Origin of the sequence: Bradyrhizobium sp., from assembly GCF_028868675.1 — a bacterium.
Taxonomy (GTDB): Bacteria; Pseudomonadota; Alphaproteobacteria; order Rhizobiales; family Xanthobacteraceae; genus Bradyrhizobium.
Genome location: NZ_JAGWUA010000003.1, coordinates 1 through 21,082, shown reverse-complemented (window position 1 = coordinate 21,082; position 21,082 = coordinate 1). Strand labels below are relative to the sequence as shown.

The following is a 21,082-nucleotide window of genomic DNA, read 5'->3' as shown; positions in this document are numbered from 1 at the left end:
CCGAGAGGCGCTACTAGTACGGTGACACCGGAGACCAATTTGCCAGCCATTGCAGAGCGAACCGCAAAGCCAATGCGCAAGCGACCCGGCAACGGTGCGGCCAGGCCCGCCGGCGACGAGATCGGGCTCGACGCGCTGATCGGTCACGCCGGCTACGCGGTGCGGCGGTTCCAGATCTGGATTTTCCAGGACTTCATCCGGACGCTGGCGGCGGTCGACATCCGACCGACGCAGTATTCGGTGATGACGGTGATCGGCGCCAATCCGGGGCTGACGCAGATGGCGGTGGCAAAACGCCTCGGGATCGAGCGCGCGCGGCTCGTGCATCTCCTGAACAGCCTCGAGCGCCGCAAGCTCGTGAAGCGGATCAAGTCGAAATCGGACCGCCGCTCGCACGCCCTGCATCTCACCGCGCAAGGCGAGGCGTCGCTGGACCAGTTCAAGCGGCTGGCCGCCGAGCATGAGCGTCACGTCGAGGAGAAGCTCGGCAAGCAGAACCGGGCGCGGCTGCTGCAGATCCTCGCCGATTTCACCTGACCAGGGCGCGCTGCCGGCTGCCGTCGACCTTCGGCAAATTCGTCGGCATCGTTACCGATCGGGGCTCGCGCGCTCGAACTGGCGGAGCAGTTTGTTGCCGCGTTCGACTGCGGCATCCAGCGCGGCCTGCGCGGGCTTCTCGCCCGAGAACGCCTGCTCCAACTCGTCCTCGATGGCGCCGCGGATCAGCACGAAAGAGCCGAGCCGGATGCCTTTCGAGTTCTCCGTCGGCGGATGCAGCGTGATCTCCTCGAACGAGATCGCCGCTCCCGGATTGCGCTCGTAGAATCCCTGCGACCGCGTCAGCTCGAAGGCGGCCCGGGTGATCGGCAGATAGCCGGTGTTCTGGTGCCAGGCGGCCTGCACTCCGGGCTGGGACAGATAGGCGAAGAACCGCGCCACGCCCTTGTATTCGTCGCGCGGCCGGTCGCGCAGCACCCACAGCGTGGCGCCGCCGATGATCGAGTTCAGCGGCGCGCCGGCGACATCGGGCCAGTAGGGCATCATGCCGTAGCCGACCTCGAATTTCGAATTCGCCTTGATGTCGGCCCGCGTCGCCGACGAGCCGACGAAGATGCCGCATTCGCCGTTCTGGAAGCGCGGCTCGGCCGCCTGCCCGCGGCCGCTGTAGTCGAACACCTTGTCCTTCTGCCACTCCGCAAGCCGGGCGACGTGGCGCACCACCCCCGGATTGTTGATGGTCAATTCCGCATCCAGCCCGGCAAAGCCGTTGGCGCGGGTCGCGAGCGGCAGATTGTGGAAGGCAGAAAAATTCTCGACGTGGATCCATGACGGCCACGACGTGGTGAAGCCGCAAGCCGTGCCGCGCTCGCGCAACCGCTTTGCGGCCGCGCCGAGCTCGGGCCAGGTCTTCGGCGGCGTTTCCGGATCGAGGCCCGCGTCGCGGAACATCGCCTTGTTGTAGTAGAGGATCGGCGTCGACGCGTTGAACGGAAACGACAGGAGATTGCCGGCAGCGTCCTGATAATAGCCGGAGACCGCGCGCAGATAGGCGCCGGGCGAGAACGGCTCGTGCTGGTCGCGCATCAATTCGAACACCGGATAGATCGCGCCCTTGGCGGCGGTCATGGTGGCGGTCGCGACCTCGTTGACCTGGACGATCGCCGGCTGACTGCGCGAGCGGAAGGCGAAGATCGCGGCCGTCACCGTCTCGGTGTAGTTGCCCTTGTAGCTCGGCACGATGCGGTAGTCGGACTGCGAGGTGTTGAAGTCGGAGGTGAGCTTTTCCAGTTGCCGGCCGAGCTCGCCCGACATCGCGTGCCACAGCATGATGTCGGTGGCGGCGCGCACCGGAGAGGCGAGCGCAAGGACCGCCGCGGCGGCAACGACCTGCATGAGGCGCAATGCTGAACTCACCGCGATCTTCCCGTGTCGCAACGGCCAATGCGAACGTTGGTCGGCCCGCCGCAGAAAAGTCCTGCTTAAGCCGCGATATCTGCGGTTTCAATCGGGAAACGGTGGTCGCACTGCACAATCGGCGCAGCCGCCGGCGGATGGCCTTCCCCCGACCTTCTGCTAGATTGCATTGAACCTTTTCGTCCCGCCATAGACTCCATCACCAAGGGGTTGAGTGTGCCTGTGTTGAGCCGTGCCGAACGATCGCGGACCGGAGTGCGTTTCGTCGCGCAAAAGGTGCTGGACGGCCCCGTCGACGGGATCATCCTCGACCTGCGCACGGTGGAGTGACGCGTCTTGGCCGGGTTCCTGCACAGCGATGCCGCTGAACGGTCGCCTGGCCCGATCGGACGGCTGCGCGTGCGCCTGGTCGGCCTGTTGCGCGCAGTGCCGATCCGCTGGCGCATCCTGTCGATCGCGGCGCTGAACTCCGCCGTCGTCGTCGTGCTGGTGGCGATGATCTGGAACGGGACCCAGGTGCTGGGCTCGGCCAGGGACGACGTCCGCCAGGTGCGCGAGTCCGACACCATCCTGGCGCTGCTCGAGAGCGAAACCGGGCGGCTGCAGAACCTGATCCATCGCTACATCAACCAGCCGAGCCCGGACCTGTTCGCCGAGATCCTGCTCTTGCGCGAGGCCGTGCTGGGCACGCTGACCAACCGCGCCGCCAACGACCCGATGCTGGCGGGCTCGGTCGAGGAGCTCGAGCGCACCACCGAACGCTTCCTCAACGGCTTCGGCGACCTGCGCAGCGTGCAGGCGACCATCGCCAGGACCTATCAGGAGCAGGTGCAGGGACCGGCAAAGGACATGGCCGGACTCTACTCCATCATCGAAGGCGCGACCGGCCACCGCGACGCACTGATCTGGCCCTCGCTCGGCAAGTCGCGCGAGGCCTTCACGGGCATGCTGGTCGCCGCCAACTCCTACTATTTGTCGCTGGCGCCGAGCGCGGCCGAAGATGCCCGCCGCAACACCGAGACGATCGAGAAGACGATCCCCGTGATGATCGATCTCGCCGACAACGATCTGCAGAAGATGGCGCTGCAGCGGCTCGCCGACCGTACGGCCGCTTTGCGCGAGGGTTTCGCAAAGCTCTCCGAGCAGCTCACGAGCCGCACCGAGCTCCTGCGCAATACGATCGACGCGAGCCAGGCCGAAGCAATCGGCGCCATCGACGACCTCTCCACCAAGATGCGCCAGCGCGAGCAGAAGGCGCAGGAGACGTTCGACCGCACCCTGTCGGAGATATCGCGACGCGTGCTGTCGATCGCGGTGATCTTCCTCGGCATCATCCTGACCGTCGGGGTGCTGATCGCGCTGTCGATCCGGCTGCCGCTACAGCAGATCATGACGGCGATGCGCGCGATCACCATGGGCGATCTCGACCGCGAGGTGCAGGGCACCAGGGCGCGCGACGAGGTCGGCGCCATGGCGCGCGCGGTCGAGGTGTTCCGCGAGAACGCCATCGCCAAGCGCAAGGCCGAGGACGAGCTGCGCGCCTCGAAGGAAAAGGCCGAAAGCGCGCTGCTCGAGCTCAATGCCGCGCAGCAGAACCTGATCGACGCCGAGCGGCTGGCGGCGCTCGGCGGGCTCGTCGCCGGCGTCGCCCACGAGGTCAACAACCCGATCGGCATCAGTCTGACGGTGGCCTCGAGCCTGGCGCGCCGCAGCGAGATGTTCGAGGCGCAGTTGAAGGGCGACGGGGCCCTGCGCCGCTCGCAGCTCGAGGAGTTCGTGCAGTCCTCGCGCGACGCCTCCCAGCAGCTCGTCGCCAATCTGCAGCGCGCCGGCGAGCTGATCCAGTCGTTCAAGCAGGTCGCGGTCGACCGTTCCCATGCCGAACGGCGGCAGTTCTCGCTGAGCGAGGCCACCGACCAGATCATCGCGAGCCTGCGGCCGGTGCTGAAGCGCTCGCCGATCACGCTGGCCGTCGACGTGCCCGAGGGGCTGCTGCTCGACGGCTATCCGGGTTCCTATGGCCAGATCCTGACCAACCTGTTCCTCAACGCCGCCACCCACGCCTTCGCCGGCGGCCGCGCCGGCACCATCTCGATCTCGGCACGGCCGCGCGGGACCGACGACATCGAGATCATCTTCGCCGACGACGGCGCGGGCATGACGCCGGACGTCCAGCGCCAGGCCTTTGACCCTTTCTTTACCACCCGGCGCAATGAAGGCGGCACGGGGCTGGGCCTCCATATCGTCTACAACCTGGTCACCCAGCAGCTCGGCGGGCGGATGATGCTGGAATCCAAGCTGGGACAAGGCACTACTTTTCGCATTATCATGCCGCGGGTCGCCAAGGGCGGCGCGCAGGGCTCAGAGGCTGACGGGACTTCTCAATGGCCGAACAGGACGATGTCCTCCACCTGATCGACGACACCGGGGCCGCCGCGGAGGAGACGACTGCGCGCAAGTGGAAGATTGCCGTCATCGACGACGATCCCGCGGTGCATGACGGCACGCGCTTCGCGTTGTCCGACTACTCTCTGAACGGCCTGGGGCTCGAAATCCTCTCCGCCTATTCGGCCGCCGAGGGTCGCAAGCTGATGCGCGAGAACGGCGACATCGCCGCCGTGCTGCTCGACGTCATCATGGAGACCGACGTCGCGGGCCTCGAGCTCGTCGAGTTCATCCGCAACGAGCTCAAGAACGAGACCGTGCGCATCATCCTGCGCACGGGACAGCCGGGCCAGGCGCCCGAGCGGCGCGTGATCGTGCAATACGACATCAACGACTACAAGGCGAAGACGGAACTCACCGCCGACAAGCTGTTCACCTCGCTCACCGCGGCGCTGCGCTCCTACCAGCAGCTCGAGCGCATGCTGCAGACGCGGCGCGGGCTCGAGATCATCATCGACGCCGCCTCCACGCTCTACGACTTCAAGTCGATGCAGCGGCTGGCCGAAGGCGTATTGACCCAGCTCGCCTCGCTGCTCAATGCCGACTGCGCCGGCATCCTGGTGCTGCGCGACAACGGCGGCGCGCAAGGCGCCGAGCTCTCCGTGCTCGCAGGCAGCGGCTGCTACAGCCGCTTCATCGGCACCACCACTTCGAAGGCGCTCGATCCCGACCTGCGCGAACTGGTGGAAGCCGCGTTCCAGCGCCGCAAGAACGAGTTCGCCGACCATCGCAGTGTCATCTACCTGCGCACCGGAAGCGGCCGCGAGGTCGTGGTGCTGCTGCAGGCCGAGCGCGATCTCTCCGAGACCGACCGCTCGCTGGTCGAGATCTTCTCCAGCCGGCTGTCGATCGCCTTCGACAACGTCATCCTCTACCAGCAGCTCCAGGACGCCAACACCCAGCTCGAGGACCGCGTCGCCCAGCGCACCCGCGCGCTGATGCAGGCCAACCGTCGCCTCTCGGCGCAATGGCTGCGGCTGCAGCGCGCCAACGGCTTCAAGAACGAGATTCTGGGCACGGTCGCCCACGATCTGAAGAATCCGCTCGGCGTCATCCTCGGCCGCACCGAGATGCTGAAGGAGCTGATCTCGGCCGGCGCGTCGGCGGGCGGCGTGATCGCGCAGGTCGATCACATCCGCGACGCCACCAAGCGGCTGACCACGATGGTCGATCACCTGATCTCGGACGCGATGGCCGACGCCTTCGACATCACCATCCGCCGCGAGCCGGTCGACGTCGCCGCCCTGGTCCGCGAGGTCTCGGAGGCCAACCAGCCGCTCGCGGTCAACAAGCAGCAGACCATCGCCGTCTCGGCGCCGTCCAACATCGTCACCATGTGCGACACCGACCGCATCCGCGAGGCGATCGACAACCTGATCAGCAACGCGATCAAGTACAGCCCGATCGGCGGCCGGATCGCGGTGGTGGTGAGCCATGACAGCGGCGACACCGTCATCCGCGTCAGCGACGAGGGCGCGGGCCTGTCGCCGGAGGATCTGGGCCGCCTGTTCGGCCGGTTCCAGCGGCTGTCGGCCAAGCCGACCGCCGGTGAGAGCTCGACGGGCCTTGGGCTTTCCATCGTCAAGCGTATTATCGACATGCATGGCGGCGAGGTGACCGCGGAAAGCGACGGCCCCGGCAAGGGGGCGACGTTCTCCATCACGCTGCCCGCGACCGAAACGCCGTGATCCGAATGCCAAGATCAGAATGACCTGACCCGAATGACATGACCCGAAGCCAGCACATCATGATCGTCGACGACGAGGCCCCGGCCCGGGAGATGGTCGGCGATTACCTCAAGATGCACGGCTTTACCGTGACGCTGTGCGACGGCGGCAAGAGCCTGCGCTCGGCGATCGAGGGCAGCATGCCCGACCTCGTCGTGCTCGACCTCAACATGCCCGAGGAGGACGGGCTGTCGATCATCCGCGACCTCAAGAGCCGCATCAACGTGCCCGTCATCATGCTGACGGCAACCGCGAGCCCGATCGATCGCGTCGTCGGGCTCGAACTCGGCGCCGACGACTACGTCGCAAAGCCCTGCGAGCTGCGCGAATTGATGGCGCGCATCCGCTCGGTGCTGCGGCGGAGTACGCCGGTCAAGGCGGCCGCGCCGGAAGCCGCGCCTGCGAAGGCGGCCAAGGACCAGCTGGTGCGCTTCGGCACCAAATGGCTCGATCTCGAAGCGCAGGCCTTGCGCGACGACGAGGGTAACGAGCACCCGCTGACGGCGTCCGAGTTCGGGCTCTTGAAGGTGTTCGCGGCCAATCCGAAGCGCGTGCTGTCGCGCGAGCGCCTGCTGGAATTGGCCAATGCGCGCGACGCCGAGGCCTTCGACCGTGCAGTCGACCTCCGCATCATGCGCATCCGCCGCAAGATCGAGCCGGATCCGACCAAGCCCGCCGTGATCCGCACCATCCGCGGCGGCGGCTATCTGTTCTCGCCGGCGGGCGAGAAAGCGTAGGGGGCAAGCTCCGTGTCGTCCTGGCGAACGCCAGGACCCATACCGCGGAATCTCTCCATGGAGGACGGTCCTGGTACCGGACTGCGAGTCCTCGTCAAACGCAGTCCTGTGGTTATAGGTCCCGGATCAGCGCTCGCTGACGCTCGCTTGTCCGGGACGACGGTGGAGATTTGGGTCGCCCCCGAACGCCACGCCCCACGATTCGTTCCGATCCGTATATTGAAATTGCTCGCCTTTTTACTCCGAATGTTTCGTCGCGAGCATTGCGACGAAACAATTCGGCACCGCACGAAACCATTTTCCGCTTGTCGTGCAGACGTCCCGAAACGTTGGCTCATTAACACTTTGGCCCACGAGACGCGCCGCCGGTTGCGGCGCCAAGGGGAGCCCGTCATGCCGAACGTCATCGCCATCAACGCCCAAGCCAGCCAGGGCATCATTGCCGCTCAGGCGACCTCGGACGAAATGCTGCTCGAAAGCATTGCAGACGGCAGCCGGCCGGCCATGCACATCCTCTATTGCCGCCACAACGTGCGCGTCTATCGCTTCATACTCCGCATCGTGCGCGACGCCACCACGGCGGAAGACCTGGTCAGCCAGGTGTTCCTGGACGTATGGCGGACCGCCGGCCAGTTCCAGGGCCGCTCGCAGGTCTCGACCTGGCTGTTGTCGATCGCCCGCTTCAAGGCGCTGACCGCGATGCGCCAGCGCCGCTTCGAGGACATCGACCAGGAGGACGTGCGCCAGATTCCGGACGAGCACGACACGCCGGAAACCGCGCTCGACCGCACCGACACCAGCGCCATCCTGCGCGCCTGCGTGGCAAAGCTGTCGCCGGCGCATCGCGAGATCATCGACCTCGTCTACTACCACGAGAAGTCGGTGGAGGAGGTGGGCCAGATCATCGGCATCCCCCAAAGCACGGTGAAGACGCGGATGTTCTATGCCCGCAAGCAGCTGGCCGATTTGCTTAAGGGCGCCGGCGTCGACCGCTTCGCTGCCTGAAAGCCTTTGATTTCAATGGGATATGGCCTGAAAACGGCCCTCTCCTGGACACGAAGGCGTTACCGGCGACGAAACAATTGAAACAAACCACAACATCAGGCGGAAAAACTTCCCTCCTATAAACACTCTCATACGGTTTTGCTTAAACCTCCCAAGGACCTCCAACGACCCGGACGGGATGCCCCCCTCCGGGTCGTTTTGTGTCCGGGGGCCATCCCCCCTGGCCATGGCGTCGATCGGCGTCAAAATACCGAAGCCTTCTCGTGACGTGGGTAGCTGGGCCGCCCGGAACTTGCCATCAAATCGCCGCTGGGTTTTGATGGGTCAGATGATTGCCTCGTGGCAGCTGGGGAGAGCCTGCATGACCGATTTTCGTCGCCTGACCGGAATCTTCGTGGCCGCGCTCGGCCTGATGCTGTCCACATCGCACGCCTCCGCCCAGCAGCCCGACCGAGGCGACGAGCCCGGACTGGTCGCCGACGACGGCTACGAGCTCGATCCGGAATGGCGCAAGACCGTCGTTTACTACCGCACGACGGAAGCGCCGGGCACCATCATCATCTCGACTTCGGAGCGGCATCTCTACCTGGTGCAGCCCGGCGGGCGCGCGATCCGCTACGGCATCGGGGTGGGGCGCGACGGTTTTCAGTGGCAGGGGCTGCTGAACATCACCCAGAAGAAGGAGTGGCCGGACTGGACCCCGCCGCCCGAGATGATCCAGCGCCAGCCCTATCTGCCGCGCTTCATGGCCGGCGGCCCCGGCAACCCGCTCGGCGCCCGCGCCATGTATCTCGGCACCACCGTCTACCGCATCCACGGCACCAACCGGCCGGACACGATCGGCACCAAGGTATCGTCCGGCTGCTTCCGTCTCGTCAATGCCGACGTGAGCGACCTCTATGACCGTGTCCCGGTCGGCACCAAGGTGGTCGTGCGGCAGAAGCCCGAACTGTAGGCCCGGTCCGACCTTCCGCCCAAATTCCTTTTTCCGGTTTTTTTCGAGAGAGACATCATGCGCAGTTTTCGAGGCGGCCTGCTGATCGGGCTCGCGATCGCCGTGCTGGTCGGCGCGCTCGCCGTGATCTACGAGATGTACGACACGCGCACGCTGAAGCGGACGATTCGGCGCGGCGAGGTCCTGTGCGGCGTCAACAAGGGGCTGCCTGGCTTCTCGATTCCCGACGACAAGGGCAACTGGAGCGGCTTCGACGTCGACTTCTGTCGCGCGGTGGCATCCGCGATCTTCGACGACCCGGGCAAGGCGAAGTTCGTTCCGCTCGACGCCAGCGAGCGCTTCAAGGAGCTGCAGAGCCGCAAGGTCGACATCCTCTCGCGCAACACCACCTGGAGCATGGCGCGCGAGCTCGAGTACGACCTCTATTTCCCGGCGGTCGCCTATTATGACGGCGAGGGCTTCATGCTGCCGCGCTCGCGCAACATCGACAACGCGCTCGACCTGAACGGCAGCAAGATCTGCGTGCAGTCGGGGACGACGACGCTGCTCAACCTCGCCGACTATTTCCGCGCCAACAACATGAAGTACGAGGCGGTGAAGTTCGACAAGCTGGAGGACGTGGTGAAAGCCTACGACGCCGGCAAGTGCGATACCTTCACCGCCGATCAGTCGCAGCTCTACGCGCTGAGGCTGAACCTCTCGAAGCCCGGCGACCACGTCATCCTGCCCGACGTCATCTCCAAGGAGCCGCTCGCCCCGGTCGTGCGCCAGCGCGACGACGACTGGATGATGATCGTGAAATGGACGTTGTACGCGATGATCAACGCCGAGGAGTTGGGCGTCACCTCCAAGAACATCGACGAGGCGCTGAAGTCGAAGAAGCCCGAGGTGATGCGGCTGGTCGGCACCGAGGGCAATTACGGCGAGCAGCTCGGCCTCACCAAGGACTGGGCGGCGCGCATCATCCGCCATGTCGGCAATTACGGCGAGATGTACGAGCGCAACATCGGCGCCGAGTCCAAGCTCAAGATCCCGCGCGGCATGAACCAGCTCTGGAACGCCGGCGGCGTGCAGTACGCGCCGCCGATGCGGTAGGCTTGCTCAGTCGTCATTGCGGGGAGCGGAGGGACGGCTGTAGCCCGCATGAGCGAAGCGACATGCGGGACCACCAGCGACATTCCCGGATGTCGCTACGCTCATCCGGGCTACAGGCTGCTTTCAGTCGTCATGGCGAGGCTTGTCCGGCCATGACGGCAGGTGTGTGACGACCCCTCGCCTCAATACCCCCGCGCCCGCGCCAATTGCGCGGCGTGGTAGTTGGCATCGCCGAACAATTCCTCGCAGACCCGGGCGCGCTTCATGAAGAAGCCGATGTCGAACTGGTCGGTCATGCCCATGCCGCCATGCATCTGCACGCCTTCCTGCACCGCGCGCGTCGCGGTAGTCCCGGCGCGCGCCTTGGCGACGGCGACAGTGGAGGATGCCTTGGCGAGATCGTCATCGAGCGCCTGCATCGCCTTCATCACGGCGGCGCGGGTGATCTCGATGTCGACATAGAGCTGGGCCGCGCGGTGCTGCAGTGCCTGGAACTCGCCGATGAGCTTGCCGAACTGCTTGCGCTGCTTGAGATAGTCGACGGTGCGGGCGAACACCTCTTCGCTCAGGCCCACCATCTCGGATGCCACCGCGCCGCGACCGATATCGAGCACGCCGTCGAGCAGCGCGGCGCCCTGGTCGACCTCGCCGAGCACGCCGTCGGCATTGACCTCGACATTGGCGAACTCGATGCGCGCCGCGTTATGGGCGTCGACCATCGCGGTGCGCTCGATCGCGACGCCCTTGGCCCTGGGATCGACCAGGAACAGCGTCAGCCCGTCGCGCTCGCCGGCGGCTCCTGCCGTGCGCGCGGCGACGATCAGGAGGTCGGCGACATGGCCGTCGACGACCAGCGCCTTGGCGCCCGACAGCCTGAAGCCGTTGCCGGAGCGCACCGCCTGCAAGGCCGTCTGCAACGGACGATGTTTTGCGCCTTCATCGATCGCGAGCGTCGCGAGCAGCGAGCCGTTGGACACTCTTGGCAGATATTCCGATTTTTGCGCGGCATTGCCGCCGCGGCCGAGCGCCGATGCCGCGACGACGCTGGTCGAAAGGAACGGCGACGGCATCAGCGTGCGGCCGATCTCTTCCATCACCACGCCGGCCTCGACGCAGCCGAGCCCGGAGCCGCCGAATTCCTCCGGCACCAGGAGGCCGGCAAAGCCCATCTCGGCAAAGGAGTGCCAGAGCTCCTTGGAGAAGCCGATCGGGTCCTTGGAATCGCGTAAGTGCCGCAGATGCGACACCGGCGCCTTGTCGCCGATCAACCCGCGCGCGCTGTCGCGGAGCATCGTTTGTTCTTCGGTGAGGACGAGGGCCATGGTGGTGCTTCCGATTTGAAATCTATCTGATCTTCGTCATTCCGGGATACGCCGAAGGCGCAGGCCCGGAATCCATACTCCCGACTGGTGGTTATGGATTCCGGGCTCGCCGCAAGAGCGGCGCCCCGGAATGACGTGTGGTAAAGTTCGTGCAACCTCACGCCCCCGGCAGGTCGAGGATGCGCTTGGCGACGATGCCGAGCATCACTTCGCTGGTGCCGCCTTCGATCGAGTTGGCCTTGGTGCGCAGCCAGGCGCGCGGACGGGCGCCCTGCCTGGAGCGCTCGCTCTCCCATTCCAGGGCATCGACGCCGCCGGCCGACATCAGGATCTCGTAGCGGCGCTTGTTGAGCTCGGTGCCGTAATATTTCATCGCCGAGGAGAATGCCGGATGCGCCTGGCCCGCCTTCGCGAGATCGACCGCGCGCTCGGCGCAGGCCGCCAGCGCCGCCTCGTCGATTTCGAACGACGCGATCTGGCCGCGCAGCATGGCATCATCGAGCCTGCCTTGCGCATCGGTGCCGATGGAATCGGCGGCAATCTGGCCGAGCGGCCGGCCGACGCCGCGCTCGCCCATGCCGGAGATCATCGCGCGCTCGTGCTGCAAGAGATATTTCGCGACATCCCAGCCGCGGTTGACGGTGCCCACGACATGCGATTTCGGCACCCGGACATTGTCGAAGAAGGTCTCGCAGAATGGCGAGTAACCGGAGATCAGCAGGATCGGCTTGGTCGAGACACCCTTCGAGGTCATGTCGAACAGGATGAAGCTGATGCCGTCATGCTTCTTGGCGGTCGGGTCAGTGCGCACCAGGCAGAAAATCCAGTCCGCGTAGTTCGCGTACGACGTCCATATCTTCTGGCCATTGATGACGTAGTCGTCGCCGTCGCTCTCCGCGCGGGTCTGCAGCGAGGCGAGATCGGAGCCGGCGTTGGGCTCGGAGTAGCCCTGGCACCAGCGGATCAGGCCCGCCGCGATCTTCGGCAGGTACTCCTTCTTCTGCGCCTCGGTGCCGTACTTGAGGAGCGCGGGTCCAAGCATCCAGATGCCGAAACTCGAGAGCGGCGGCCGCGCGCCGATCTTTGCCAACTCCGCGCGCAGCACCTTGTGCTCGCCAGGACTCAAGCCGCCGCCGCCATATTCCTTCGGCCAGTCCGGCACGGTCCAGCCCTTGTCGCGCATGCGCTCGAACCAGACGCGCTGCGGCTCGGAGGCGAACTTGGCGTTGCGGCCGCCCCAGAACACGTCGGCGTCGGAGGTAGCGGGCTTGCGCATCTCCGTCGGACAATTGGCCTCCAGCCAAGCGCGCGTCTCGGCGCGGAATCGTTCGAGGTCGGCCGTCTCTGCATCAGTCATGGAGCGCTTCCATCAAAAGTCGTCGCGTTGCGGGCGACCTTAGCCACCCGACCGCGGAATTCAACCGATTCCGTCGTCCGGGCCTGCTGACGCCGATCGGCATTGCGTTATAGTCGGCGCCGCGGCGATGATTGAAAATAAAGAGGAAACGACGATGCGCCTGAAGTTGCTTTCGCCTGGCGAAATGAGCGAAGACCAGCGCCGGACCTATGAGGAGTCGATTGCGTCCAAGCGCGGCCGGCCGCCGCCGCCGATGATGGCCTGGCTCAACAGCCCCGAGATGGCCCGCCACGCCACTCGCCTCGGCGCCGTCTTGCGCTTCGACACGATATTTCCGGCGAAACTGTCGGAGATCGCGATCCTGGTCACGGCGCGGCACTGGACTTCGCATTACGAGTGGTATGCGCATAAGCGCCTGGCCCTGCAAGGGGGCATGGCCCCCGCGATCATCGACGCGATCCGCGATCGGCGCACGCCGGAATTCGGCGATCCCACGGCCAAGATGATCTACGACGTGGCGAAGTCCCTGCACGAGGGCAAAGGCCTGTCGCAGGGGCTCTACGACGAGGCCGTGAAGGTGCTGACCGAGCGGGGGCTGGTCGAGGTGATCGGCCTGTGCGGCTACTACACGATGGTGTCGATGACGCTGAACACCTTCGAGTTCGACCTGCCGGAGGGCGAGGTGTCGGAGCTGAAGTGAGGGTGCAGAGCCGTGCGGCCGTCATTGCGAGATTTGTAGGGTGGGCAAAGGAGCGCTAGCGACGTGCCCACCACTTTTCCATATTGCGCGTGAAGTGGTGGGCACGCTTCGCTTTGCCCACTCTACGACTCTACGATTCGCCGCACGCGCCGTCTCCGCATCATGATCAGCACCGCCGCGGCCACCTCCAGCGCGATGCAGACGTAGAACGGCAGCACATAGCCGCCGGAGAGATCGCGCAGCAGGCCGACCACGCCGGGGCCGAACGCATAGGTGACCTGGTTGATCGCGGTATTGAGGCTGATCAGCACGCCGAACGAACGCGGATCGAACTCCTGCTGTACGATCAGCGACGGCAGCGTGATGAGGTTGCCGACCGAGAAGCCGAACAGCGCGCAGGCCGCGATCAGCACGTAGTCATTGTGCAGATTGACGATGACGGCGAGCGCGACGGCCTGACTCAGGAACGACAGGCTCGAGGCGAGGCGCTGATTGAGCCGGTCGATCACGGTGGAGAACAGTACGCGCCCGACCACCGCCATCGCGGTGAGCACGGCGACCGCGACGGCGGCGCGTTCGCGCCCGATCACGGGATCGAGGAACGAGATCAGGTGCACGATGAAGCCGACCTGGGCGAACAGCACCAGCGCGAACGCGGTGGTCACCGTGAGGAAGCCGATGTCGCGCAAGGCGCGTTTGCGGATTTGCGATGAGGACTGCGGCTTCGCCGCGCTCGCCGCATGCCAGCCGGGGCGATCGGGCGGCCGGCCCACCACGACCAGGATCACCGGCACGAGCAGCACGACCATGGCGCCGGCGGCCATAAACATCGCGCCGGAGAAGCCGACATGGCCGATCGCGGTGACCAGCAGCGGCACACCGACGATGCCGCCGAAGCTCGCGCCATTGAGCGCGAAGCTGATCGCCATGCCGCGCTTGTGGTCGAACCACAGGCTGAGCGTGTTGGTGATCATCGCAAGGCTGGTGCCGGCCCAGCCGAAGGCGAGCACGGCATCCGCGAGATAGAGCTGCCAGGGCTCGCGCACCGCGCCGATCGCGAGAGCCGCCGCCGACATCGCGAGCGTGCCGGCGATCAGGCAGAGCCGCGGCCCGAACTTGCGCACGGCCTCGCCGACGAAAGCGACGATCAGCGCGCCGAACAGATAGAAGAACGTGGTGCCGGAGGAGATCAGCGAGGCCGGCCAGCCGTGCTCCCGCTGCAGCTCGGCGACATAGACGCTCTGGCCGTAGAAGCCGAGCCCCCAGCCGAACGTCGCCAGCAGGAAGCACGCCGCGACGATGCGCCAGCCCCCATAGCGCAGCGAAGATTCGTCGAGGGGCGCAGCCTGCCGGGGATTGTCGAGCATTTGCGCTTCTCCTTGATTTCCCCCGCGAGCGCCGACCCAAAGCACGATCCGGAAAAGTGCGCAGCGGTTTTCCGAAAAGATCATGCTCAAACATTAACCTGAAGCGCGATGACGATTCATCCAATCTCATCGCGCTTTAGCGTCATACCCGCCTATCCATGACGAACATCATGTAACAACGCCGGACCGGAAAATCATTTCGACGGCGATCGAAGCATCAGGGCTGCTGCCAGTCTCCCGCCATTTCAGATCGGGTCGGGGAACTCGCCCATGGCCGCTTCCAGCCGGGCCCTGCGACGCCGCGCCCACGAGGCGAAGGACAGCACGGCGAGCCCGAGCAGCACAGGCGGGAACACCACCATGTTGACGGTCGACCAGCCGTAATTCGCGAGCAACTGGCCGGAGGAGAACGAGGCGATCGCCATCATGCCGAACACCAGGAAATCGTTGAATGCCTGCACCTTGTTCTTCTCCTGGGGGCGGTGCGTCTCCAGCACCAGCGCGGAGGCGCCGATGAAGCTGAAATTCCAGCCGACGCCCAACACGAACAGGGTGGCCCAGAAATGCATCGCGGTGATGCCGGACAGGCCGATCGACGCGGCGCCTGCTTCCAGGAGCAGGCCCGCCGCGACGATCTTCGGCGCGCCGAAGCGGCCGATCAGCGCGCCCGTGAAGAAGCTCGGCCCGTACATGGCGACGATGTGCCACTGGATGCCGAAATTGGAATCGCTGACGCTGAGGCCGCAGAGCTTCATCGCAAGCGGCGCCGAGGTCATCACCAGGTTCATCATGGGATAGGAGATGACGCCGCACAGCGCCGCCGCGATGAAGCGCGGCTGACGCACGATTCTGAGCAGCGGCCGTCCGCCATGCATGTCGGCCGGCGCGGGCTTCGGGATGTCGATGCCGGCCACGATCCCCATTGCGATCAGGGCAACGGCGGCCTGCACCACGAAGCTGAAGGCGAACAGATAGGGCTGCCAGAAATCCATGGTCCACTGCACGAGCTGCGGACCGAGCACGCCGGCGAACACGCCGCCCGCCATCACCCACGACACCGCCTTGGGCCGGAACGCGGCGCTGGCACCGTCGGCCGCGGCAAATCGGTAGGATTGGGCGACCGAGCCGTAGAGGCCGCCGAGGAAGGTGGCGAGACAAAACAGCGCGAACGAGCCGTGCAAGATGGCGTAGCAGCCGAGCAGGCCCGTGAGCGTGCCGCAGGCGGTGCCGATGACGAAGGCCGTGCGGCGGCCGAAGCGCCGCGAGATCGCGCCGGTCGGCAGCGTGCCGGCGGCCAGCCCGAGCACGTACATCGACAGCGGCACGGTCGCGAGCGACATGTCGGGGGACAGCGTCGCGCCGACGATCGAGCCGGTGGCGAAGATCACGGCCGAGTTGGCGCCGGTGAGCGCCTGCGCCGCCGCGAGCCGCACCACATTGGCGCGCACGCGGGCGTCGTCGGCAATCTTGTCGGCGACAGTCGTGTCGAGCATCGGTATTCCCGGCGGAATTGGGTGCGTTGATTCCCCGCACTATGGCGGGATGCAAGAGTGCGGGCAACCGGCGCAAATGAACGCAAGCCATGCCCGAGATGCACATGGGAGTGCGCTGGCGCGACCGCGCTGCCTTACGCCCGCGCGAACACAAGCGTGAGATTGTTCGCCGGCATCTCGGTCGTTTCGATCAGGGCGAGGCCCGCGCCCGTCGCCAGCCCCTCGACATCGGCAACGTCGCGCACCCCCCATTCGGGATTGCCCTCGCGCAGGCTGGTGTCGAACACCGCGTTGCTGAGCGCCGTGTGCTTGCCGTCGCGCTTGAACGGCCCGTACAGGAACAGTTTTCCGCCGGATCGCAGATAGCGGCCGACGCCCGCGAACAAGCCTTCGGCCACACGCCAGGGCGCAATGTGGATGACGTTGGCACAGAACACGATCGCGACGTCGTGCGGCCCCTGGCCGTCCTTCATCTCGGCACACCAATCGGGATCCAGCAGGTCGATCCGCAGGGGACGACGGACGTTCGGCAGGCCCGAATGGACGCGCCAGGCCTCGATGCTCTTCACATGGCGCAGGTTGAGGTCGCTCGGCCACCAGACGAGGCCGGGCGAATGGCGCGCGAAGTACACCACATGCTGGCCGGTGCCGCTGCCGACCTCGACTGCATCGCCCGAAAGCCCTGCGAGGTGTTTCTCGATTGCCGCCCAGATCGGCTCATGGTTGCGATGGAACGCCGGGGCATCGAGGCGGCCGTCGGGCTCGACCCGTCCGTCCTTGCCGAATTCGACCACGTATTCAGCCAATTGAGGCTCCCGGGAAAAAATGGGATGGGGATCAAAAAAACACGACGACAAAGCCAACAGAAGGACGGCAAAAAGTCACTCGTTCCAGCCGATTCTGCAGAACGAATAATCTCTCCGGTTGCGGTGCGGAAGCAAATTAAATCTCACCTCGCTTGCGCGGATCGTCTCGATTGTCAGCCCATGTCGTTTGTGCTTTGAGCAAGTATATTTCCGCTCGAGATGCCCTCGACACAACGCTTCGGGACGACGCCTTGACCGCCTTTCCGCAGAAGCCTGCCCTGATCGTTGCATTCGCAACGGCCGTCCTGGCCGGCGCCTGGACGAGCCCGGCGCTGGCGCAATCGGCCGCCACTGAGGGCCAGAAGCTCGCCTTCGATCGCGGCAAGGGCAACTGCCTGACCTGCCACGTCATCAAGGGCGGCGACCTGCCCGGCACGATCGGACCGGCGCTGAAGGATATCAAGGCCAAGTATCCCGATCGCGACACGCTCGTGGCGATCGTGACCGACGAGCCGAAGCGCAATCCGCAGACCGTGATGCCGCCGTTCGGGCGCAACCGAATTTTGACCGAGCAGGAGATCAACGCGATCGTCGATTTCCTGCAGACCCTGTAACGGCCGATGACGCCCAGGAGACTTCCGATGACTGCAACCACCGGCGCGAGCGCGACGCGGCGCCTGATCCTGAAGGGCGCAGCCTCCGTTGCGCTGATCGGCCTCGGCAATCTTCCGTTCGCCGCCGAACGGGCCCGCGCGGCGGCCAACGACAAATATCCGGAACAGGCCTTCAGGCAGAAGAGCGAGGCGGACGCGATCAAGGCGCTCTACGGCAAGACCGCCGAGCCATCCGACAAGATCAAGGTCGATGCGCCCGAGATCGCCGAGAACGGCGCCGTGGTGCCGATCTCGGTGACCACGACGCTGGAGAAAGTGAGCTCGATCTCGTTCCTGGTCACCGAGAATCCCAACGCGCTGGCGGCGTCCTACCTGATCCCCGAGGGCACGATCCCGAGCGTCGCCAACCGCCTGAAGATGGCGAAGACCACGAAGCTGGTCGCGATCGTCGAGGCCGACGGCAAGCTCTACAGCGCGGTGAAGGAAGTGAAGGTCACCGTCGGCGGCTGCGGCGGCTGAGGCGAAGGAGAGACAGATGGCATCGACCATTCGCGTGCGCGCCACGTCCAGCGGCGACATCACCGAGGTGCAGGCCTTGATCCAGCACCCCATGGATTCCGGCTTCGTCAAGGACGCCAAGGGCGAGATCATCCCGCCGCATTTCATCCAGCAGCTCAAGTTCGAGCATGACGGCAAGGACGTCTTCGTCGCCGACTGGGGCCCGGCGGTCTCCAAGGACCCCTACGTGAAGTTCAGTTTCAAGGGCGGCAAGAAGGGCGACGACCTCAGGATCAGCTGGGTCGACAACAAGGGTGCGTCGGATACGACCACCGCGAAGGTCGGATGATGAAGCGGCGCGGCTCCGTCCTGATTGGCTCCGCGTTCGTCGCGCTGGCGGCGCTCGCCTTCGCTGCGCCGCGCGTGGTTGCGGCCGACAAGATCGACCCCGCCACCGAGGCCAAGGCATTCCGGAACTACTTCACCGCCAAGTTCCCCAAGGTGAAGCTCGACGACTTCGTCAACGGTCCCTATTCGATGAATGCGGACATGCGCAAGCAGTGGGTCGAGAAGGAGGAGTTCCCGCCGTACGAATTCGCGGTCGACGCCGGCAAGGAGATGTTCGCCAAGCCGTTCAAGAACGGCAAGACCTACGCCGACTGCTTCCCGAACGGCGGCGTCGGCATTCGCCAGAATTATCCCCATTTCGACGCCAAGGAAGGCAAGGTCGTCACGCTGGAGTTGGCGCTCAACCGCTGCCGCGAGGCCAATGGCGAGGCACCCTATTCCTACGTCAAGGACGAGATGGCCTCGCTGACCGCCTACATGGCCTTCACTTCGCGCGGCAAGCCTTTTGACATCAGGATCCCCGACGATCCTCGCGCGCTCGAGGCTTACGAGAACGGCAAGCGCTATTTCTACACCCGTCGCGGGCAGTTGAATTTTTCCTGTGCGAGCTGCCACGTGCAGAGCCCGGGCGAACGCATCCGCGCCGAGATCCTGGCTCCGGCGCTGGGTATCCTCAACGCGATGCCGATCTACCGTTCCGAATGGAACGGCATGGGCACGATCAGCCGCCGCTTCGTGACCTGCAACAGCCAGACCCGCGCGGTTCCGCTGGAACCGCAATCGGACGAGTACCGCGACCTCGAATATTTCCTCTCCTATGTCAGCAACGGCCTGCCGATTGCGGGACCGGGAGCGCGGCCATGACGGTGATCCGGTCAATTGCACTGGCCCTGCTGCTCGTGACGGCCGCAGTGCCGTCCGCTCGCGCGGCGAGCGACGCCGACTTCAAGGCGGCTTACGCCGCGGCGGAAGCCGCGAGCAAGGAGGCCGCCTCCCTGCGCAACCAATGGACCACGACGGTTGCGACGCTGGCGGCCGCCAAAAAGGCCGCGGACGGCGGCGATTTCGACCGCGCCGTCGCCGCCGCCAAGGAAGCCGAAGCGCTGGCGAAGGCCTCGATCCTCCAGGCGACCAGCGAAAAACAGGCCTGGAAAGCCATGGAAATCCGCTAGACTGATCCCGCGGCTGGGACCTTTCCGGTCGCTGTTCGTTGTCGGGCTAGTGGGAGCGCGGGAACTTCACCATGGCGATCCGCCGCCGCGACTTCCTGAAGGGCACCGGTGCCGCCGCCGCATCAGTCTGCCTGCCGCGCCTCGCGCGCGGCGCCGATAATGCCGGCATCTACGACATCGAGCGCTTCGGCAACGCGCGCATCCTGCACATCACCGATACGCACGCCCAGCTCAATCCGGTGTTCTTCCGCGAGCCCAGCGTCAATCTCGGCATCGGCGAGATGACAGGCCGGCCGCCGCACCTGGTCGGACGCGCCTTCCTCGATCATTTCGGCATCCGGCCCGACAGCGCCGACGCCTACGCCTTCACCTGCTTCGAGTTCGAGAAGGCCGCGCCCCGCTTCGGCAGGCTCGGCGGCTTCGCCTATCTGAAAACGCTGATCGACCGGCTGCGCGGCGAGGCCGGCGAAGCAAATTCGCTGCTGCTCGACGGCGGCGATCTCTGGCAGGGCACCGGGCTCTCCAACACCATGCAAGGCCGCGACATGGTCGAGGTCGCCAACCTGCTCGGCATCGAGGCGATGACCGGGCATTGGGAATTCACCTATGGCGAGGAGGCGCTGCGCGACAATCTCGAGCGCTTCAGGGGCGAGTTCCTGGCGCAGAACGTCTTCCTGACCGAGGAGGCCGCCTTCAACGACGCGCGCGCCTTCGATCCCGCCACCGGCCGCGTGTTCAAGCCGTCGACCATCAAGCAGCTCGGCGACTATCGCGTCGCCATCGTCGGCCAGGCCTTTCCTTACGTACCGATCGCCCATCCCAGGCGCTTCACGCCGGATTGGACGTTCGGCATCCGCGAGGAGGAGCTGCAGAAGCATGTCGAGGCCTTGCGCGGCGGCGACAAGGTCGACGCCGTCGTCCTGCTCTCGCACAACGGCATGGACGTCGATCTCAAGCTTGCGAGCCGCGTCAGCGGCATCGACGTCATCCTGGGCGGGCACACCCATGACGCGGTGCCGCGGCCAATCCCGGTGAAGAATGCCGGCGGCGTCACGCTCGTCACCAACGCCGGCTCCAACGGAAAATTCGTGGCCGTGCTCGATCTCGCGCTCGACAAGGGCAAGGTCGGCGACTTCCGCTACCATTTGCTGCCGGTCTATTCCGAGCTCTTGAAGCCGGATCCTGCGATGGCCGAGCTGATCGGCAAGGTGCGGGCGCCACACGTGGCCGACTGGTCGGGCCAACTCGCAACCCCCGACCGCCTGCTCTACCGCCGCGGCAATTTCTCCGGGCCGATGGACGATCTGATCTGCAGCGCGTTGCGCCGCGAGCTCGACGCCGAGATCGCGCTGTCGCCGGGTTTTCGCTGGGGCGTCACCACGCTCGCCGGCCAGCCGCTGAGCATGGAGGACCTGCTCACGGAGACCGCAATCACCTATCCCGAGACCTATGTGCAAGAGATGACCGGCGGCCAGATCAGGGACGTGCTGGAAGACGTCTGCGACAACCTGTTCAACACCGATCCCT

At 65.6% G+C, this 21,082-nt stretch carries 20 protein-coding genes; 14 read left to right on the top strand and 6 right to left on the bottom strand.

The annotated features are described in order from the left end of the window. The first annotated feature begins 72 nt into the window (after positions 1–72). A complete protein-coding gene (locus tag KGM94_RS00925; protein WP_300253946.1) occupies positions 73–537 on the top strand; it encodes a MarR family winged helix-turn-helix transcriptional regulator in 465 nt (154 codons plus the stop codon). A gap of 51 nt (positions 538–588) precedes the next feature. Here KGM94_RS00925 and ugpB read toward each other — a convergent pair whose 3' ends face one another. Continuing rightward, on the bottom strand, positions 589–1,893 hold the full coding sequence (gene ugpB, locus KGM94_RS00920; RefSeq protein WP_300254002.1) for a sn-glycerol-3-phosphate ABC transporter substrate-binding protein UgpB: 1,305 nt from the start codon (positions 1,891–1,893) through the stop codon (positions 589–591). Positions 1,894–2,298: 405 nt separating this feature from the next. Here ugpB and KGM94_RS00915 point away from each other — a divergent pair, with 405 nt between their 5' ends. From KGM94_RS00915 to KGM94_RS00890, 6 genes are all read left to right on the top strand, one after another. Further along, positions 2,299–4,329 carry an ATP-binding protein gene (locus tag KGM94_RS00915; RefSeq protein WP_300254000.1) on the top strand — a complete coding sequence of 677 codons (2,031 nt, stop codon included), beginning with the start codon at positions 2,299–2,301 and terminating at the stop codon, positions 4,327–4,329. Beyond that, complete coding sequence (locus KGM94_RS00910) at positions 4,299–6,047, top strand: DUF3369 domain-containing protein (protein ID WP_300253945.1); 1,749 nt, start codon at positions 4,299–4,301, stop codon at positions 6,045–6,047. The genes KGM94_RS00915 and KGM94_RS00910 overlap by 31 nt, the downstream gene beginning before the upstream one ends. A 38-nt stretch (positions 6,048–6,085) precedes the next feature. Next, the gene (locus KGM94_RS00905; RefSeq protein ID WP_300253943.1) at positions 6,086–6,823 is read left to right on the top strand and encodes a response regulator; all 738 of its coding nucleotides are present in this window, start codon (positions 6,086–6,088) and stop codon (positions 6,821–6,823) included. Positions 6,824–7,216: 393 nt separating this feature from the next. Further along, entirely contained in the window at positions 7,217–7,828 is a 612-nt protein-coding gene (locus KGM94_RS00900) for a sigma-70 family RNA polymerase sigma factor (protein WP_300253941.1), read from the top strand. Between the two features lie 361 nt (positions 7,829–8,189). Further along, positions 8,190–8,783, top strand: coding sequence for a L,D-transpeptidase (locus tag KGM94_RS00895; protein WP_300253939.1), 594 nt, complete (start codon positions 8,190–8,192; stop codon positions 8,781–8,783). 57 nt (positions 8,784–8,840) lie between these two features. Continuing rightward, the gene (locus tag KGM94_RS00890; RefSeq protein ID WP_300253937.1) at positions 8,841–9,878 is read left to right on the top strand and encodes an amino acid ABC transporter substrate-binding protein; all 1,038 of its coding nucleotides are present in this window, start codon (positions 8,841–8,843) and stop codon (positions 9,876–9,878) included. A gap of 182 nt (positions 9,879–10,060) precedes the next feature. Here the strand turns inward: KGM94_RS00890 and KGM94_RS00885 are convergent, their stop codons facing one another. Both KGM94_RS00885 and KGM94_RS00880 read right to left on the bottom strand, forming a co-directional pair. Next, on the bottom strand, positions 10,061–11,200 hold the full coding sequence (locus tag KGM94_RS00885) for an acyl-CoA dehydrogenase family protein (RefSeq protein ID WP_300253936.1): 1,140 nt from the start codon (positions 11,198–11,200) through the stop codon (positions 10,061–10,063). A 157-nt stretch (positions 11,201–11,357) separates the two neighbouring features. Next, on the bottom strand, positions 11,358–12,557 hold the full coding sequence (locus KGM94_RS00880) for an acyl-CoA dehydrogenase family protein (RefSeq protein WP_300253934.1): 1,200 nt from the start codon (positions 12,555–12,557) through the stop codon (positions 11,358–11,360). 154 nt (positions 12,558–12,711) lie between these two features. Between KGM94_RS00880 and KGM94_RS00875 the strand changes: the two genes are divergently transcribed. After that, positions 12,712–13,257, top strand: a complete 546-nt coding sequence (locus KGM94_RS00875) for a carboxymuconolactone decarboxylase family protein (protein ID WP_300253932.1) — start codon at positions 12,712–12,714, stop codon at positions 13,255–13,257. Between the two features lie 122 nt (positions 13,258–13,379). Here the strand turns inward: KGM94_RS00875 and KGM94_RS00870 are convergent, their stop codons facing one another. The 3 genes from KGM94_RS00870 to KGM94_RS00860 all read right to left on the bottom strand — a co-directional run bounded on the left by KGM94_RS00870 (position 13,380) and on the right by KGM94_RS00860 (position 16,923). Next, positions 13,380–14,624 carry an MFS transporter gene (locus KGM94_RS00870; RefSeq protein ID WP_300253930.1) on the bottom strand — a complete coding sequence of 415 codons (1,245 nt, stop codon included), beginning with the start codon at positions 14,622–14,624 and terminating at the stop codon, positions 13,380–13,382. Between the two features lie 245 nt (positions 14,625–14,869). Further along, positions 14,870–16,117 carry an MFS transporter gene (locus KGM94_RS00865; protein WP_300253928.1) on the bottom strand — a complete coding sequence of 416 codons (1,248 nt, stop codon included), beginning with the start codon at positions 16,115–16,117 and terminating at the stop codon, positions 14,870–14,872. A 134-nt stretch (positions 16,118–16,251) separates the two neighbouring features. Next, on the bottom strand, positions 16,252–16,923 hold the full coding sequence (locus KGM94_RS00860) for a DUF938 domain-containing protein (RefSeq protein WP_300253926.1): 672 nt from the start codon (positions 16,921–16,923) through the stop codon (positions 16,252–16,254). 281 nt (positions 16,924–17,204) lie between these two features. On the opposite strand from KGM94_RS00860, the gene soxX reads away from it, so the two are divergent. From soxX to soxB, 6 genes are all read left to right on the top strand, one after another. Next, entirely contained in the window at positions 17,205–17,537 is a 333-nt protein-coding gene (gene soxX, locus KGM94_RS00855) for a sulfur oxidation c-type cytochrome SoxX (RefSeq protein ID WP_300253998.1), read from the top strand. Between the two features lie 27 nt (positions 17,538–17,564). Then, entirely contained in the window at positions 17,565–18,056 is a 492-nt protein-coding gene (soxY, locus tag KGM94_RS00850) for a thiosulfate oxidation carrier protein SoxY (RefSeq protein WP_300253924.1), read from the top strand. 16 nt (positions 18,057–18,072) lie between these two features. Beyond that, complete coding sequence (soxZ, locus tag KGM94_RS00845) at positions 18,073–18,384, top strand: thiosulfate oxidation carrier complex protein SoxZ (protein ID WP_300253922.1); 312 nt, start codon at positions 18,073–18,075, stop codon at positions 18,382–18,384. Beyond that, positions 18,384–19,247 (top strand): sulfur oxidation c-type cytochrome SoxA, encoded by an 864-nt coding sequence (gene soxA, locus KGM94_RS00840; RefSeq protein ID WP_300253996.1) that lies wholly within the window; start codon positions 18,384–18,386, stop codon positions 19,245–19,247. Before soxZ ends, soxA begins: the two co-directional genes overlap by 1 nt. A gap of 2 nt (positions 19,248–19,249) precedes the next feature. Beyond that, positions 19,250–19,555 (top strand): hypothetical protein, encoded by a 306-nt coding sequence (locus KGM94_RS00835; protein WP_300253995.1) that lies wholly within the window; start codon positions 19,250–19,252, stop codon positions 19,553–19,555. A gap of 71 nt (positions 19,556–19,626) precedes the next feature. Beyond that, the coding region (gene soxB, locus KGM94_RS00830) for a thiosulfohydrolase SoxB (protein WP_300253920.1) at positions 19,627–21,082 on the top strand (1,456 nt) is incomplete at its 3' end.

Excerpts from the sequence above, each read along its gene's own strand:
- KGM94_RS00890 (WP_300253937.1), top strand. The coding sequence starts at position 8,841 with ATGCGCAGTTTTCGAGGCGGCCTGCTGATCGGGCTCGCGATCGCCGTG.
- KGM94_RS00910 (WP_300253945.1), top strand. The coding sequence starts at position 4,299 with ATGGCCGAACAGGACGATGTCCTCCACCTGATCGACGACACCGGGGCC.
- KGM94_RS00895 (WP_300253939.1), top strand. The coding sequence starts at position 8,190 with ATGACCGATTTTCGTCGCCTGACCGGAATCTTCGTGGCCGCGCTCGGC.
- soxY (WP_300253924.1), top strand. The coding sequence starts at position 17,565 with ATGACTGCAACCACCGGCGCGAGCGCGACGCGGCGCCTGATCCTGAAG.
- soxA (WP_300253996.1), top strand. The coding sequence starts at position 18,384 with ATGAAGCGGCGCGGCTCCGTCCTGATTGGCTCCGCGTTCGTCGCGCTG.
- KGM94_RS00865 (WP_300253928.1), bottom strand. The coding sequence starts at position 16,117 with ATGCTCGACACGACTGTCGCCGACAAGATTGCCGACGACGCCCGCGTG.
- KGM94_RS00900 (WP_300253941.1), top strand. The coding sequence starts at position 7,217 with ATGCCGAACGTCATCGCCATCAACGCCCAAGCCAGCCAGGGCATCATT.
- ugpB (WP_300254002.1), bottom strand. The coding sequence starts at position 1,893 with ATGCAGGTCGTTGCCGCCGCGGCGGTCCTTGCGCTCGCCTCTCCGGTG.
- KGM94_RS00880 (WP_300253934.1), bottom strand. The coding sequence starts at position 12,557 with ATGACTGATGCAGAGACGGCCGACCTCGAACGATTCCGCGCCGAGACG.
- KGM94_RS00925 (WP_300253946.1), top strand. The coding sequence starts at position 73 with ATGCGCAAGCGACCCGGCAACGGTGCGGCCAGGCCCGCCGGCGACGAG.
- soxZ (WP_300253922.1), top strand. The coding sequence starts at position 18,073 with ATGGCATCGACCATTCGCGTGCGCGCCACGTCCAGCGGCGACATCACC.
- KGM94_RS00905 (WP_300253943.1), top strand. The coding sequence starts at position 6,086 with ATGACCCGAAGCCAGCACATCATGATCGTCGACGACGAGGCCCCGGCC.
- KGM94_RS00875 (WP_300253932.1), top strand. The coding sequence starts at position 12,712 with ATGCGCCTGAAGTTGCTTTCGCCTGGCGAAATGAGCGAAGACCAGCGC.
- KGM94_RS00885 (WP_300253936.1), bottom strand. The coding sequence starts at position 11,200 with ATGGCCCTCGTCCTCACCGAAGAACAAACGATGCTCCGCGACAGCGCG.
- KGM94_RS00870 (WP_300253930.1), bottom strand. The coding sequence starts at position 14,624 with ATGCTCGACAATCCCCGGCAGGCTGCGCCCCTCGACGAATCTTCGCTG.